Raw genomic sequence first — 15,363 nt, forward strand, 5'->3', positions numbered from 1 at the left:
GGCTTCCAAGCGAACTTGTCGGTCTTACCTCTAGGCGATCGCTACTATCCGAGTTCCTTTAGATTTAGGAAAGCACGGGCTGTACCAAAAAACTTGTATGGAGCTAGCTTGGTTTTCGCAATTTCCGGCCCGGTCAGGTAGCCGGATTCTACCATGTTTGGGGAGTCCGTAGATCCCAACGCTCAATTGAAAATTTTTGAGCGGGACTTACTGCTCCCCAAACTCCTCAAAAAGTTAAACTTGGGAGGTGGCGATCGCCCGATGCCGGACTGTTCCAGTCTCGGTTTACCCTTCTTTGTTAACAAAGGGCAACAGGGCGAGGATGCGAGCGCGTTTGATCGATTTGGTCAAATCTCGCTGTTGTTTGGCGGTTAAACCCGTAATCCGCCGGGGGAGAATTTTGCCGCGTTCGGTGATGAATTTACGCAGCAGTTCGACATCTTTGTAGTCGATGGGTTCGCCTGGTTTAATCGGAGAAACACGACGACGATAATAAGCCATAGGACTTGGACAGCTCTTCTTTACAGGATCGAGAACAACGGACAGGCAGACGAAACGAATGCCTGAAGACGCCGATACCGCTTGGGGTGGAACGTCTTAGTTACTTGATTTCTTTGTGAATCGTATGTTTGTTGCAGTGCGTGCAGAACTTTTTGAGTTCTAGCCGTGACGTGGTGTTGCGACGATTTTTCTGAGTGGTGTATCGCGAGACTCCCGCAGAGCGTTTGTCAGTATTTGTGCGACACTCAGTGCATTCCAACGTCACTATGACACGGACACCCTTAGCCATAGGTTTACTCGCTCTAAAATGCTAATAAATTTAAACACGAATGATGATTATCTCATAAAAATGAGGTGTTCTACAAGGGCGAAGCGAATTTTTTCGGGGTTCGGCTCCCTAGCAAGGGGAATTAGCGATCGCCCCGACCCCGATTTTGCAATTGGCGATCGATCGCCTGACGCAGTTTGAAATAGCCGTGTTTGAGTTTGAGATCGAGGGAAAAGCCGCGCCGGGTGGCCACTACCATCGTCCCGGCGGCGCGATCGTGTAAGGTACGCTGGAGCATCGGATCGCTCAAGGTGGCGCTACAGTCGATCGCCAAGGGGAGTAAAAACAAGATCCCGGTTCCATCCCCGGGGCTGACGTTGGTCAATCCGATCGCCGCGAGTAGGGCGCCCAATCCGGCGATCGCCTCCCGTTTGGCTAAATCGAGTAAAAGCGGTCTTCTCCCAAATCTTGTTTCGATTAATTTCATATCGAAAGCCCACCGCCCCAAACTTTGCCCCTGGTTGACCATCGCGAGAATGCCGCGCATTCCCAACCATAAAATCACGAATAAAATCCCCTGAGACAGTTCGATTCCCGGGCGGTTCGCATCTCCGGCGAGGGAACTGAGTAACGAAACGACCCAATAATCGACGATGAAGGCGGCGGCCCGTCGTCCGAGTCCCACGCGGGGAAAGCGTTTGTAGACGGGGGGTTCAGTATCCATGAGTTGTCACGCTCGCGAGTGCCTACAGATCTATCTTGACAGGCGATCGCCCGATCGCATCGATTCCACTCCCCGCCATCCGAGGGGCGATCGGGCCGTACACTGGATCGAGTACCCCCGTGCGATCGCTCGTCCATCGCCGTCCCCGTCATTCTTTCTGTGTTGCGTGACTCGTTCACCCCTTCTACACCATGCAAGTTTTATTTAAAATAATTCGACAGAATCCCCATAGCGCCCCCACTGTTCAAGAATACCAACTCGACGTTAGTGAGGGCAGTACCGTTCTCGACTGTCTCAATCGGATTAAATGGGAGCAAGATGGCACCCTCGCTTTCCGTAAAAATTGCCGCAATACCATTTGCGGAAGCTGTGCGATGAGAATCAACGGGCGATCGACTTTAGCCTGTAAAGAGAATATCGGCGCCGAAGTTGCCCGCTTGCAAAACATTCGCCAATCTCAAAGCTCCGATCCCGGTCAGGAGACCGACGATTCGATCCCGGAAATCACGATCGCCCCCATGGGGAATATGCCCGTGATTAAAGATCTCGTCGTCGATATGACCCAATTCTGGGAGAACTTAGAAGCGGTCGATCCCTACGTCAGCACGCGATCGCGCCAAGTTCCCGAACGGGAGTTCTTGCAATCCCCCGAAGAACGAGCCCGACTCGACGCCGTGGGCAATTGCATCCTTTGCGGCGCCTGTTATTCCGAATGTAACGCCCGCGAAGTCAATCCCGATTTTGTCGGCCCTCACGCCCTCGCCAAAGCCTACCGGGCGATCGCCGATTCCCGCGACGACCGCACCGAAGAACGTTTAAATCAGTACGACAACACCCAATCTGGGGTCTGGGGATGCACGCGCTGTTATTACTGCAATGCGGTCTGTCCGATGGAGGTCGCCCCGATGGATCGAATCGGGCAAGTCAAACACGAAATCCTCGATCGCCGCGATCGCGATCATTCCCGTCCCGTCCGCCACCGCAAGGTTTTAGTCGATTTAGTCGAGCGAGGGGGCTGGGTTGACGAGCGCAAATTTGCTTTATTAGTAGTAGGGAATTTCTTCCGGGACCTGCGCGGCTTACTCAGTCTCGGCCCGGTCGGCTTGCGAATGGTCACCCATCGCAAGTTTCCCTTCACCTTCGAGCCTTCGGAAGGAACGAACGAAGTGCGATCGCTGATCGAAGCGGTTCGCAAAGTGGAATCTCAATCTAGTGAGCCTATCGAATCGAAATTATGAGTGTCGAAAACACTGAAACAGAAGTATCTGAAGTTCCCACTCCGACGGAACAACCCCCGGAACCCGAACCCGCGTTCGGATGGACGGAATACGCCGAACGCATTAACGGACGTTTGGCGATGTTAGCCTTTTTTGGCTTATTGTTTTTAGAGTTTGTCACCCACCAGGATTTGTTTTCCTGGTTGGGATTGCGTTAAAAAATCGGCGATCGCCCGGAATTTCTACGGCGGGCGATCGTTCTCTTGGCGATCGCCAATTGATACATTGACGGACATTGATAGTCGATTGGAGAAGATCGGCAACCCAGTGGGAAGATCTGTTTTTATTCTTCAGCTTCATTGTTCACCTTCATCACTCAACGGTAACGACACCTCAAAAGTGCTGCCCCGGTCCAACTCACTGGTAACAGAGATTGCACCGTGGTGGATTTCCACGCATTTCTGGACAATTGCTAAACCGAGTCCAGTTCCGGAAATCGAACCGACGCTAGCTCGATAAAAGTGGTCAAATACAACCGCGCTCAAATCTCCGACCAATTCTAACTCAATTCACTCCAAATTTTCGATTAGGGTTTCTTGTTCCTCTAGAATTTGCCGCAATAACTCGCCCAGGTCGATCGCCGTCGGGTTAAATTCCAGGCGATCGGATTGGGCTTGATTCAGAAAGAACATGGCATCTACCAGATCCGTCATCTGTTTGATGCTGTTTTTAATGCGGGTAAAATGTTTTTGCTTTTTCTCCTCAGTCCACTTATGGCTGTAATATTCCAACAGTTCTGTAGAAGAAGCGATCGTCGTTAAGGGCGTGCGATATTCGTGGGAAATTGAAGTAATAATCCGCGATTTTAACTCATTCATTTCTTGCTCTTCTTCCAAACATCGGCGCAGTTGTAATTGAGCCATACGAAGTTGTAAATTTGCCTTTTCTAACTGCTCGGTGCGCTCTTTGACTTTCTGTTCTAACTGTTGGTTAGCTTCTTGTAGTTCTTTATCTTTGCGATCGAGCAATCTTAAAACCTTAGCCCGTTCGATCGCGTAGTGGATAGAACGCACGAGAATATCGCTGTCAAACTCTCCTTTAACTAGATAATCTTGAGCGCCTTTGTGCACCACTTCGATCGCAAACTCTCGATCTTCCAATCCACTGAGAATGACAATCGGTAAATTCGGCGCAAATTCGTAGATTTTGCGAACGGTCTTCAACCCATAACTGTCGGGTAGTGATAAGTCCAGTAAAACAATATCAAATGATGTTTCGCTCTTTGTAAGGCTTCCTGCAAGCGAACGCACCGTTTTAACTCAAATGAGAATTCGGGGATAGAGTCTAGATAATCTTCGATGAGATCGGCATCTCCCAGATCGTCTTCAACCAGCAGAACGTCAATATTTTGGGAAAAACTGCCATCAATCATTAGGGTCTCCTGGGAGGTAGCTTGACAGTGGTCAGCCAAAAATAACAGAGGGTTTCGACGACTTGAAAAAATGTATTTAATCCCGAGGGTTTAGTGATATAGCAATTTGCACCAGCGTTATAACATTTTAAAACATCTTCTTCCAGATCTGAAGTGGTAAAAATTATGACCGGGATGCTTTTTAAATAGGGTTCGTTTTTGATTTCTGCCAGAAGCTCGCGGCCATTTTTTCTGGGAAGATTCAGATCTAAGATAATCATATCCGGTAAAGGTTCTCGTGAATATTCATCTTCTTTTAATAAATACTTTTTGGCTTTAATGCCATTATTAACCACTTTGAGTTCGACAGAAATCGAAACTTCGCTTAAGGCTTCTTCAAATAAGCCGACATCTGCTTCGTCGTCTTCAACTAACAAAATTGTAAAAGTACGATTCACCATCCCTAGGTCGCCTTATTTGGTCTACCTTCTTAGGTTAACCGATCTTATATAGAATGTCCCGATCGCTCTCGATCCCAAAATTGTTGCTATATTTGTAGCAACATTTAAATCAGTTTTTTGTAGAAGTTCCGTTGAGAAAATTCGATTCTTATTCAAACATCGCGATGGTCTCCTATCGATCGCCTGAAGAGCAAATCGTAGAGACAATTACCGATCGATGCCATAAATAAGTCTGACAATGATAACGAAAATGAGAGTTTATACTCACTGATGACGATCGCCAGAGGATCGCACGCTCTCGATGATTTAAAACCTCTTGGGAATAGCAAGGGGCGATTATTGGCGCACCTAAAGGGATAGAACACAGAGTCAGTTAGATCCTCAATAAAGCTAAGTATTGAGTAACTGTATTTTGCCACGGAAATGACGCTTTAAATGAGTTTACAGAAAGTATCAGTATTTAAAATAATATTCACGTTTGCTAGATTCAATAATTCAAGTGGAATGAGTATAGATAACGTCATTTTCATCAAAGACTCTTGTCGGAATTGTAAAATAAAATGAGGTTCCTTCGCCGAGTTTGGATTCAACCCAAATGCGACCGCCATGACGTTCGACAATCTTTTTACAAATCGCCAAACCAATTCCCGTTCCAGGATATTCTTGTTGGGAGTGTAAGCGCTGGAAAATAATAAAAATGCGATCGCTGTATTCCGGATCCATTCCAATTCCATTATCACGGACGGAAAACATCCAGTGACCATCGCCACAGGTAGCTTTAATCTCAATTTTGGGAGTTCGATCGCCACGAAATTTCAATGCATTGGCAATTAAATTTTGAAAAAGTTGTCCGATTTGAATGGCATTGACGGCGACAGTAGGGAGGGAGGAGATCGCCAATTCTGCCTGAGTTTCTTCGATCGCATGACTTAAATCTTTTAAAGTACGACAAACGACCGCATTTAAATCTGTTGGAGCGAGCGTTAATTCACCGCGACCGACGCGAGAATAAATTAACAAATCCTGAATTAACCCTTGCATTCGCGTCGCGCCATCGGTGATGTAATCCATGTATTTTTGGGCGCGATCGTCGAATCGATCGCTATAACGTTGGGCGAGTAATTCGGTATAACTTTTAATTTTGCGTAAAGGTTCGCGTAAATCGTGGGAAGCGACGTAAGCAAATTGTTCTAATTCTTGATTGGAACGTTCGAGATCGACGATCGCCGCTTTGAGTTTTTCTTGAGCTTGTTTGCGTTCGGTAATCTCTTCAGTAAAGATAATAATTCCGCCAATTTTTCCTTGAGGGTCGCGCCAGGGATAAATTTCCCAACGCAACCACTGGATCGACCCGTCGGCGCGCCAAAAACAATCTTCTTCGCAACGCTCGATGTTACCCGCGAGACAGTGGCGGTGAATCACTTTCCACGATTCGCGAATTTCTGGGAAAACTTCGTAGTGAGAACGCCCGAGAATGGCTCGATCTTCGAGTTGGTAATCACTCAGCCAACGGTTACTCGTGGACAGATAACACATGTCGCGATCGAACATGGCGATCGCGCTCGGTGCATTTTCAATAAACAAGCGCAAGCGTTCTTCACTTTCGGCGAGGTTCCGATTCGCTTGCAACAGTTGCGCCGTGCGCTCTTCCACCCGTTTTTCTAAGATTTCATTAGTCTGGCGCAATGTTTCTTGAGCTTGTTTGAGCTCGGTAATATTGCGTCCAAAACCAACAATTCCGAGGAGATTGCCTTGGGAATCGTAATAGGGATTGACCGTAGTTAAATAGCTATACTCAACGTCTGGAAGGGCGATCGTTTCTTCAAAGGTTCGTCCTTGTTCCGATTCTATAATTTCGCGATCTTCGACTTGAAAGGTTTCCGCAATTGCGGGAGGAAACAAATCGAAATCGTCGCAACCGACAATCTCTTCGGGAGGGCGCTTTAAGAATGCGGCGAAGGCGTGATTGACAAACTGATAGCGATTGTCGATATCTTTGACAAAGATTAAATCGGGAGTCGAATCGACGATCGTCCCGAGTAAGTTATAACTGCACGCTAGTTTAGATTCGGCTTGGTGGCGTAAACTTAATTCTTGGTAAATCGGGGTTAAGTCGCGGATGATGGTAGAAAAATACTCGATCGCCCCAGTTTTTCCCTTGTGGGCAATAATCATTTGAGAAACGGGGATTTCTACACCGTTGGGCGATCTGACTACGGTTTCTCCGACCCAAATGCCCTCGCGCCTAGCAGTGGGGATACCTTCGGTTTGAACGATTTCTAAAGCCCAATCGGGATGGAAATCTTTAATCGAATGTTGTACGACTGGGGCCTCGGGGTCGAGTCCGCAGAAGCGTTTGAACTGGCGATTTTTCCAGAGGCAAATGCCGTCTGGGCTTGAAGTCCCGATGAAGTCCGTAGAGGCTTCGACGATCGAGATCAGGCGCGATCGCTCCCGTTCTAGCTCGTTATATTCGATCGCCGTCGTCGCCAACTGGGACGCCGTTTGCATCACTTCGGTATCGAGTGCTAAGGGATAGCGCACTTCCTTGTAATACATGGCAAAGGTTGCCAAGACTTTGCCTTGACTCGAAAAGATCGGCTGAGACCAACAGGCTTTTAAGTCGTATTCAAAGGCGAGATCGCGGAAATTGTCCCAAAGCGGATCGGTGGCAATATTCGCCGCGATTACGGGTTCGCCTAAATAAGCTGCCGTACCGCAACAGCCGCTATTGGGCGCGACGGGCAAGCCTTCGAGGGCTTCGAGATAAGCTGGGGGTAAGTTCGGCCCGATCGCCCGACCCAAGTGCATACCGTCCTCATCGACAAAGAGAATGGCACAGCGCAAACCCGGAATAGCCCCTTCTACACTGTGAATCAGGGCGTGGAACACATCCGGTAAGTGGTCCATCCGGGCGATCGCTTCGAGTAAATCTTTTTGACTTTTGAGTAACTCAGTGGCGAAATGGAGCTGGTGATTACGCTGGCGTACTCGATTTTCGAGCAACTGATTGAGTTCGCAAAACTCGCATTCAGTAGATTTGGGCGTTTTGACGGTTTGGAATAAAACCAGCAGATCGTCTTGACGGTTCGCCGATGATGAGGCGATCGCGGTTTTGGTCGTTTTGAAATAAACCCAGCGACCGTCTTCGCGACGCAAGCGACAGATGAACGGACGGGAGGGGTACTCGTCCCCATCCGCTTGCAGGAGGTGGAGGTCGTCGGGGTGGCAAATCCGGGCGATCGGCTTGTAGAGCAGTTCTTCCGGTTCGTAATCGAGTAAGTCCCGACACGCTGGCGAGACAAATTCGCAGATTCCGGCGGGGGAGATCCGGACGATCGCATCGCTGCAACGGGCGATCGCGAATCGATACCAATCCGTTGAGTCGTCGCGATCGCGGGATCCTTGGTGTTCGCGATCGCGCTGTCGGTATTGTTGTTTTAACGCTTCGAGTTTTCGTTGAGTTTGTTGGTGTTGCTGCCGTTCTAATTCTAAAGTTTTTAATAATTCGGCGCGATCGATCGCCTTTTCTACTTGACAGGCAGATTCTTGACAATATCGGACTTCATCCTCTTGCCATTCCCGTTCTTTGTAGCACTGCTGGACGACGAAGAAGCCCCACCACCGTTCGTTCGCCTTCAGTGGAATTTGTAAATAGGAAGCAGCAGTACATTCGATCGGAGTTTCGATCGCCGTTTCGCTACGCTTGGCCCGTTTTCCGAGGATCGAGAGAAAGGAAGAGCTGACCGATTCGACTTCGACAACAGCTTCGATGTCGCCGTCGCAGCGATAAATCAGCACGCGATCCGTGTTTAATTGTTCTCGCACCCGATCGAGATATTTGGTTAAACGATCTTGCAGGTCTCGGGAATGAGAAAAGGTGCATAACATTGGCACAACTGAGGATAAATCTTAGAATGAATTATTTTTGAGTTCGGTTCGCAATTGCTTATTAATTTGTCGCCCTACTTTTCCCTATGGATCGGTAGGGATGGATCTGCTCGAAAGCGGCGATCGCCGGGAGGGATTTTCTCAAGGTAGGATCTGGAAGGTCGAGGCGATCGCGAATTTGGCATCGTTGTTGATACGTCTTTGGCGGTCTGATTCTTTTGAGAGAACAATGAGATCGATCGCTCATTCTCTGTTCAATCTAAAATTTTCCTTTTACAATGTCATCGGTATTCTCCGACGATTTCGGGGGTGAGATGCTCGGTAAATTTGCCCCGAGATCGCCGCCGCGGGATCGCCGGGGGATTTTTGAGTAAAAATGAACGAGAAATCGGCAAAACTTCGTTAAAATCTCCTCGATCGGTCAGTTCAGCTCCGGCGATCGCGCTGTTGACGGGCGGCGATCGGTCGGACTTGAATAACCTGATTTCCATTCTTCCTTGAGGACAAGGCGATCTATGTTCGAGCTGCAAAATCAGAAGGGTACATCTAAAGTGACTGCTAAAGGTGCGTCTCAAGTTGTATCTGAAGTAGCATCTAAAATTGCATTGACACTGTTTCCCCTCTTGAGTCTGACCGTCGGCGCGATCGCGCCTGTCGGCGCTCAAACGACTTTACCGGACATCGCCGGACATTGGGCGGAAGATTGTATTCAAGAGTTGCAAACTCGGCGGATTATTAACGGCTATCCCGACAGTACGTTCCGTCCGAATGCCCCGGTCACGCGAGCGGAATTCGCCACGATGCTCGATATCGCCTTTTCCGAACGTCGGGACGTGCGTCCGGCGATTGACTTTGTCGATTTACCTGCCAATTATTGGGCGACTCCGGCGATCGCCACGGCGTACCGACGGGGTTTTCTGCGCGGTTACCCGGGCGATCGCTTCAATCCCGCACAAAGTATTCCTCGGGTTCAAGTGTTGGTCGCCTTGGCGAGTGGTTTGGATTATGCGGCGAACCACAAACCCGAGGAAACCTTACCCCGAACCTTCGCCGACGCGGCGACTATTCCCGAATATGCCTACACCGCCGTCGCCGCAGCCACCGAGCGCCGTTTGGCGGTCAACTACCCCGAGCGAGATCGCCTCAATCCCAACGCCCTCGCCAGTCGCGCCGAGGTCGCCAGTTTCCTCTGTCAGGCGCTGATGCAGTACCAATCGCCGATTCCCTTAGAGTACGTCGCCCGGGTGGCGATCGTCCCGGAAACCGAACTGCGCGGGGTTTGGATTACGAATATCGATAGTGAGGTCTTGTTCTCGAAGGAGAACCTCACGGCGGCGATGGAACGACTGGCCGCCCTCAATTTCAATACCGTCTATCCGACCGTGTGGAATTGGGGTTACACTTTATATCCGAGCGACGTGGCCAAAGCGGTGACCGGGCGATCGGTGCGTTTGGTGACGCCGATTGACGAACATCTCGACCCGGATTTAGGGGCGGGCGATCGCGACATGCTCCGCGAAATGGTCGCCGAAGGCAAACGCCTGGGCCTGCGCGTGATTCCCTGGTTCGAGTTCGGCTTTATGGCCCCGGCAGATTCCGAATTAGCCCGCCGCAAACCGGAATGGATTACGGAACGCCTCGACGGAACCCAGGAGAAAATGGAAGGCATCCACTCCCGGGTGTGGCTCAATCCCTTTCATCCCGAAGTGCAGCAATTTATCACCGATCTGATCGTCGAAATTATCGAAAATTACGAGGTTGCGGGGATTCAGCTCGACGATCATTTAGGCTTACCCTCCGAGTTCGGTTACGACGATTACACCGTCGCTCTCTACAAGCGCGAACACGACGGCAACCCGCCGCCGGAAGACCCGAAAGATCCGGACTGGTTGCGCTGGCGGGCCGATAAGATTACTGAGTATAAAGACCGCTTGTTCCGCGCGATCAAACGCGCCAATCCGGACGCGATCGTCAGTTTGTCTCCCAATCCCCAACGCTTTTCCTACCGGGAGTTTCTCGCCGATTGGGAAACCTGGGAACGTCAGGGATTGGTGGAAGAGATTATCTTGCAAGTGTATCGCGACGATAACCGGGTTTACGCGACCGAGTTGGAAAATCCAGAAGTAGAAACGGCGCGCACTCACGTTCCGTTCGCGATCGGGATTTTAACGGGATTAAAAGGTCGTCCCGTGGAGGGCGATCGCATTGCCGAGCAAGTCCAAATTGCCCGCGAGAAAGGCTTTGCCGGGGTTTCGTTCTTTTTTTACGAAAGTATGTGGAAGTGGAGCGAGCAATCTGCCGAACAACGGCAGGTGTTATTTGAATCTTTATTTCCCGAACCTGCCACGATTCCCAGTTTAGTTGACGATTGGGAACCGTCGAGGTGATGGGGGATTTTAGATTTTAGATGGGAGAGGGAGTAGAAAGGGAAGGAGAGGAGAGGACACGGAGAATCAGGAAAACTCCCTGTGGGGCGGGGAATGGGAGCGCTACCACCTCAATTCTCTCTCCCTTCTTTCCTCTCTCCTTTCTCTAAGCTAAAGCCGACTCGAAATCGCGCAATCTCGCCACCTCCTGCTCTTTCGGCTTGCCGAAAATAGGCGGGAGTTGTCCGGTGGTGCTGAGGGTTTCACGCACTTCCCGATTGCCGATCTCGGCCAAATGACGGTTTTGGAGGACGGCGAGGGTGGCGGCGATGCCGATTCCTTGTCCGACGGCTGCATTAAATTCGACGATGCGTCCGGCGGAAGAGGCGAATCCTTCAAAGCCGGACGCGGGACTGACCACGGCGAGGTTGGGGACGGCTTTGATTTGGGCGTGGCGGATGCCGATGTTGAAAATGGGTTTGTCGAAGACGGTGCTGAGAAAGCCTTTTTCGTTGGCTTTGCGACCGATCCCTCGGATGCCACCGCGCACGTCGAAATGATAGGCGAAAGTGCCGATCGCCTCGTCGGCGGGGACGCCTCCGGCGAGCATTTGGGCGCCGCTTAAGGGTTCGACGACGCCGACGACGTTCCCCGCGTGGCGGATGTAGAGTTCTGAGGCGGGGGTGACGGTTTTGGCGCCGATGCTCTTGAACCAACGTTCGACGTAGGACATTTCTTCGAGCATGGCGGGGGTGGGTTTGGCGCAGTTGCGGGCGAGGGTTTCGGCTTCGCTTCCGGTGACGGTGAACAGCAGGGCGTTCCAGGAGAGGCGATCGCCGCCTAAAATAGCGATGTTACCGCGATCGAGCAGGGATCCGCTTTCTTCGAGGTCGAGCTTTTTACCCCGACAGGCATGATAGACGATCGAGAGGGCGTTGGAGCGCACGTCGATGTGATCTTTTCCGGCCCAGAGGGTTTTTAATTGGCCTCGGGAATCGACTAAATCGCGCTTGAGGACTTCGATTAAGCCGCTTTCGCTTCTAGCGGCAATATCGATAAAGCGTTGGGCTTCGCGATCGTCGTTATTGGTCAATCGTTTTAAGTAGGCATATTCGACCTGTTTGAGCCGTTTGACGCTCAAGCCTTCGGTGACGAAAACGAGGGTCACGGGGAGTTCGGAGTCGGGCAGTCCGAAGGTGGCAAAGCCGTTGTATTTGGTGACTCCGGCGGCTTGTGCCAATTCGGCGTTAACGGTGGCGTCGATAAATTGTTTGGCTTTATAGATTTCTCCGCGTGCGGTGAGGATCTCGACTAACGGGCCGTTGTCGCAGGTGGCGGATTCGATCTCGACGTTGCTTAAAATGGCGACTCCGGCTTCTTTGAGCATGGTTTTGAGCGCGGCGTCGGCTTTGTGCGGGTCGAGGGCGATCGAAACGACTCCGGCTTTTTTCAAGAATTCTTCATAAAGGCTCGGTGGTGCGCCGAAGGTGCCTAATTTGAGGGATTTTCGTAGGTCGATCTCGATTTGGCTGCGATCGAGGTAGGCGAGTCCCCCGCGCACGAGATGCCCGCCAATGCCTTCGCGGGCGTCGGCTTTGGACATCAGTAGGACTTTGGGATGGGTTTCGGTGCGCCGACGGTATTCGCGTGCGGCGGCGATCGCCGCCAGGACGCCGGGAACTTCATCGCCGAAAGTAATGATATCGTAATAACGTTCGTTGTCAGTCACGATCGATCGCCTCCATAGCTCTTCTGTAATCAGTTGTCAACGAGTTCTAAGGCGCCAGTTAAATGCCGTGACGCTGGTGTGAGACAGCGCGGCAATCTCTGGCATAACACGGTATCGAGCCGATCGCCAATCCCCCCACGATCGCTGCGATTGCTTTGCATATTGACTGTAACGGGCGATCGAACCCCCGCCCCCCCGAGGCGATCCAGTTTTCGATCTGGCACGATCGCCGCCGTTCTCTTTTTAGGTTAACTTTTGCAACGGGGGCGCTCGATCGCCTCGCTTCGCCAAGCTGCTCTTTGGGTAACGCTTTTAGCGATCGCGTTTGCTTTTGGCCGGGGGTGCTCGCTCCAGTCTAGGGGAATTTTGGTAAAAATAAGAGCATTTGAGCTATTCTTATTCAAAAAAAATTAACCTTTTCTACTGTTCCGATTCCGGTAAAATCGAGGTATCCTCTGGGATGACCCGGGCGCGCGATCGTGTACGAGGCTCTCTTTTTAAGAGCGCGAATCTATCGCAAATCTATCGCCATTGGAATGCACTATCTCCGTTCATTTTTTCTGTAAAAATAAAAACAATAGAGGGGCGGCGATCGCCCCTTGGCAGCGCCCTCGAATCGGTCGTCAGCCCAGCTTTCCTGTTATCTTTCCCCGCCTAGAACCAAGGTTCGGATCGGCGATCGTTGGATCGTTCGCCGTCCTTGGATCCCGGTAAAATTACACGTCGGCCTTTCCTTAACTTGGCCAAAAAATCCCAGGGAAATCGGTCGGACAAGCGAAGCCGAACCGAACAAAATCAAATGATTTTTCGTCAAAACAGGAATAGTGCGGCTCTGCCATCTTTAACTAACACGAGGGTGAATGAGCAGGGAGGAGTAGTTCACAAGGCTCTCTCAAGTTATGACTAAGATTCCTATGGAAGGTAAGCGCATCCACTTGCTTTATAAAAATGCCATCGAACCTCTCGTCGTCGAAGAAGTGCAACGGCAAATGCAGAGATTGCCCGTCAAACTTTTAAACTCGCTCAATCGCGATGAAATCATGTCCCAGGCGATCGCTTATGCCTTAAATCGTTTACCTTCGATGTACGCCACCAGCGAACGCGGTTGGCATTTCCAATACCAAAAGGCGATCGAGCAATTTCGACCGCAAATTGTCACCGCAGTGCGTCAGGCATTGGCAGCGATTCAGAGGGATCCGTTAACTCCGGTTTGGCGTTTGACCCATCCGAGTGAAGAACGCTCGCAATGGAGCGATCGACAACAACGGCAATACAAGCAAGGTTGAGCGAAGTCGGTCACCTCTAAAAGCGGAGCGAGATCGGCATTGCAGCTCTCGTCCAGTTTCGGTGCATGTCCATCGAAATGCACGGCATTTGTCGGGCGATCGCCATTGATTTTTTAACTAACACGAGGGTGAATTCCCCTTCCTCGCTTGCACAGAGGAGATCGAAGCGAGTCTGACTTTGGCTACGATCGCAGAGTCTCGACCACTTTTCCCTAAGCGAAAACCAAGCTAAACGGGCAGTGTTACAAGACAGAAATTATTGGCCTTCACGGTGACACATCGGGATACTCCCTTGGATCGAGCAAGGGGATAATTTTGTTTCTACGGATAAGCTTGCCAAATTTGAATCGTATTATCCGCACTCCCACTGGCTAGGGTTTTGCCATCGGGAGAAAAAGAAACGGCAAATACTTTTCCTTGGTGTTTGGTCAGGGTGGTTTCTAACGATCCGCTTGCAACATTCCACACTTTAATCGTGCGGTCCGCACTCCCACTGGCGAGACTTTCGCCGTCGGGAGAAAAGGCGACCGACAACACCCAATCCCTATGTCCGGTGAGGGTACTCAATAATTTGCCGTCGTCCACATCCCAAATTTTGATCGTTCCGTCCGCACTCCCACTGGCAATTTTCGACCCGTCGGGACTGTAAGCGACGGATAAAACCGGGGCCGAATGTCCTTTGAACGAGTCGTAACCGCCTCCGATAAACCAGAACAAACTTCCTGTCAGATTACCGACATGAACTTCGTTGTCGTAACCGCCACTGGCGAGTTTTTCGCCGTCGGGACTGTAGGCGATCGCCCAAATATAACTACTGTGACGTTTGAGGTTTTCTTGTTCTTCGGTCGTGTTGACGTTCCAAATTTTGATGGTTTTGTCCGAACTCGCACTCGCCACGCTTTCGCCGTCGGGGGAAAAGGCGACGGATCGCACGGAGAAGCTATGACCCAAGCGGGTTCCAACGAGTTCTCCCGTCGGAACATTCCACAATTTCACAGTTTTGTCGTCACTTCCACTGGCGAGAAGTTCGCCGTCGGGACTGAAACTGACCGAGTTCACGTCCCCGGAATGTCCGCTTAAGGTATTGTCGAGTTGGGCGTTTTCCCAATTCCATAGTTTGATGGTGCGATCGCTACTCCCACTCGCCAAGCGCGTTCCGTCGGGACTGAAGGCGATCGCGTTGACCCCACCGAGATGTCCGGTCAGGGTATTGACGGGAATAAACGTGCGTCGATTCCTGGGGGTCGGGGCGTTGACCGGGGGCGCCGGATCGGTTTGCGAACGACCGTCAGGAATCGAACCGCCAACGGTGACACCCATTAACAACAAGGCGATCGAACTAGAAAGCAACAACCCACGCCAAGACGGTTTCATGTTTTTCGAGATTCTAAATCAGACAATTTCAATTTCCCCATTGAGGATATCTCACCACTCGCGCTAAAAGCGATCCGAACCCCGGCGATCGCCGTTTCTCCTCCCTCGTTTTCCGTTGATGTAAACTCTAAAATC

At 50.8% G+C, this 15,363-nt stretch carries 17 protein-coding genes; 5 read left to right on the plus strand and 12 right to left on the minus strand.

Going from position 1 to position 15,363, the window contains the following annotated elements; genetic code table 11:
* Window positions 1-285: 285 nt before the first annotated feature.
* The 3 genes from rpsR to JJD41_RS11080 form a co-directional block, all read right to left on the minus strand.
* Window positions 286-501: a 30S ribosomal protein S18 gene (rpsR, locus tag JJD41_RS11070; RefSeq protein WP_168568149.1), complete on the minus strand. Its 216-nt coding sequence runs from the start codon at window positions 499-501 to the stop codon at window positions 286-288.
* Window positions 502-601: 100 nt separating this feature from the next.
* Entirely contained in the window at window positions 602-790 is a 189-nt protein-coding gene (gene rpmG / locus JJD41_RS11075; protein WP_168568148.1) for a 50S ribosomal protein L33, read from the minus strand.
* Between the two features lie 121 nt (window positions 791-911).
* On the minus strand, window positions 912-1,493 hold the full coding sequence (locus tag JJD41_RS11080) for an RDD family protein (protein WP_200665967.1): 582 nt from the start codon (window positions 1,491-1,493) through the stop codon (window positions 912-914).
* 35 nt (window positions 1,494-1,528) lie between these two features.
* Here JJD41_RS11080 and JJD41_RS25330 point away from each other — a divergent pair, with 35 nt between their 5' ends.
* From JJD41_RS25330 to JJD41_RS11090, 3 genes are read left to right on the plus strand one after another with little or no spacing between them, the layout of a single operon-like run.
* Window positions 1,529-1,663, plus strand: a complete 135-nt coding sequence (locus JJD41_RS25330) for a hypothetical protein (protein WP_255547273.1) — start codon at window positions 1,529-1,531, stop codon at window positions 1,661-1,663.
* Window positions 1,664-1,684: 21 nt separating this feature from the next.
* Window positions 1,685-2,731 (plus strand): succinate dehydrogenase/fumarate reductase iron-sulfur subunit, encoded by a 1,047-nt coding sequence (locus JJD41_RS11085; protein WP_200665968.1) that lies wholly within the window; start codon window positions 1,685-1,687, stop codon window positions 2,729-2,731.
* Window positions 2,728-2,928 carry a chlorophyll a/b-binding protein gene (locus JJD41_RS11090; protein ID WP_200665969.1) on the plus strand — a complete coding sequence of 67 codons (201 nt, stop codon included), beginning with the start codon at window positions 2,728-2,730 and terminating at the stop codon, window positions 2,926-2,928. Before JJD41_RS11085 ends, JJD41_RS11090 begins: the two co-directional genes overlap by 4 nt.
* 138 nt (window positions 2,929-3,066) lie before the next feature.
* On the opposite strand, the gene JJD41_RS24760 is transcribed toward JJD41_RS11090, so the two are convergent.
* The 6 genes from JJD41_RS24760 to JJD41_RS11110 form a co-directional block, all read right to left on the minus strand.
* Window positions 3,067-3,267, minus strand: coding sequence for a sensor histidine kinase (locus JJD41_RS24760; RefSeq protein WP_370583789.1), 201 nt, complete (start codon window positions 3,265-3,267; stop codon window positions 3,067-3,069).
* Window positions 3,268-3,279: 12 nt separating this feature from the next.
* Window positions 3,280-3,933 (minus strand): sensor histidine kinase, encoded by a 654-nt coding sequence (locus JJD41_RS24765; RefSeq protein ID WP_234488587.1) that lies wholly within the window; start codon window positions 3,931-3,933, stop codon window positions 3,280-3,282.
* Entirely contained in the window at window positions 3,930-4,142 is a 213-nt protein-coding gene (locus JJD41_RS24770) for a response regulator (protein WP_234488588.1), read from the minus strand. Before JJD41_RS24770 ends, JJD41_RS24765 begins: the two co-directional genes overlap by 4 nt.
* The gene (locus JJD41_RS11100) at window positions 4,142-4,582 is read right to left on the minus strand and encodes a response regulator (protein ID WP_200665970.1); all 441 of its coding nucleotides are present in this window, start codon (window positions 4,580-4,582) and stop codon (window positions 4,142-4,144) included. The genes JJD41_RS24770 and JJD41_RS11100 overlap by 1 nt, the downstream gene beginning before the upstream one ends.
* Before the next feature lie 495 nt (window positions 4,583-5,077).
* A complete protein-coding gene (locus JJD41_RS11105) occupies window positions 5,078-8,473 on the minus strand; it encodes a PAS domain S-box protein (protein ID WP_200665971.1) in 3,396 nt (1,131 codons plus the stop codon).
* 281 nt (window positions 8,474-8,754) lie between these two features.
* Window positions 8,755-8,964: a hypothetical protein gene (locus JJD41_RS11110; protein WP_200665972.1), complete on the minus strand. Its 210-nt coding sequence runs from the start codon at window positions 8,962-8,964 to the stop codon at window positions 8,755-8,757.
* A gap of 114 nt (window positions 8,965-9,078) precedes the next feature.
* Here JJD41_RS11110 and JJD41_RS11115 point away from each other — a divergent pair, with 114 nt between their 5' ends.
* Window positions 9,079-10,860 (plus strand): glycoside hydrolase family 10 protein, encoded by a 1,782-nt coding sequence (locus JJD41_RS11115; RefSeq protein WP_234488589.1) that lies wholly within the window; start codon window positions 9,079-9,081, stop codon window positions 10,858-10,860.
* 145 nt (window positions 10,861-11,005) lie between these two features.
* Here the strand turns inward: JJD41_RS11115 and JJD41_RS11120 are convergent, their stop codons facing one another.
* Complete coding sequence (locus tag JJD41_RS11120) at window positions 11,006-12,568, minus strand: FAD-dependent oxidoreductase (RefSeq protein ID WP_370583790.1); 1,563 nt, start codon at window positions 12,566-12,568, stop codon at window positions 11,006-11,008.
* Between the two features lie 29 nt (window positions 12,569-12,597).
* Complete coding sequence (locus JJD41_RS11125; protein ID WP_200665974.1) at window positions 12,598-12,792, minus strand: hypothetical protein; 195 nt, start codon at window positions 12,790-12,792, stop codon at window positions 12,598-12,600.
* A gap of 675 nt (window positions 12,793-13,467) precedes the next feature.
* Here JJD41_RS11125 and JJD41_RS11130 point away from each other — a divergent pair.
* The gene (locus JJD41_RS11130) at window positions 13,468-13,854 is read left to right on the plus strand and encodes a late competence development ComFB family protein (RefSeq protein WP_234488590.1); all 387 of its coding nucleotides are present in this window, start codon (window positions 13,468-13,470) and stop codon (window positions 13,852-13,854) included.
* A gap of 321 nt (window positions 13,855-14,175) precedes the next feature.
* Here JJD41_RS11130 and JJD41_RS11135 read toward each other — a convergent pair whose 3' ends face one another.
* Complete coding sequence (locus JJD41_RS11135) at window positions 14,176-15,228, minus strand: WD40 repeat domain-containing protein (protein WP_200665975.1); 1,053 nt, start codon at window positions 15,226-15,228, stop codon at window positions 14,176-14,178.
* Window positions 15,229-15,363: the final 135 nt, after the last annotated feature.

The sequence above is a fragment of the Oxynema mangrovii CENA135 genome (assembly GCF_016632315.1).
Taxonomy (GTDB): Bacteria; Cyanobacteriota; Cyanobacteriia; order Cyanobacteriales; family Laspinemataceae; genus Oxynema; species Oxynema aestuarii.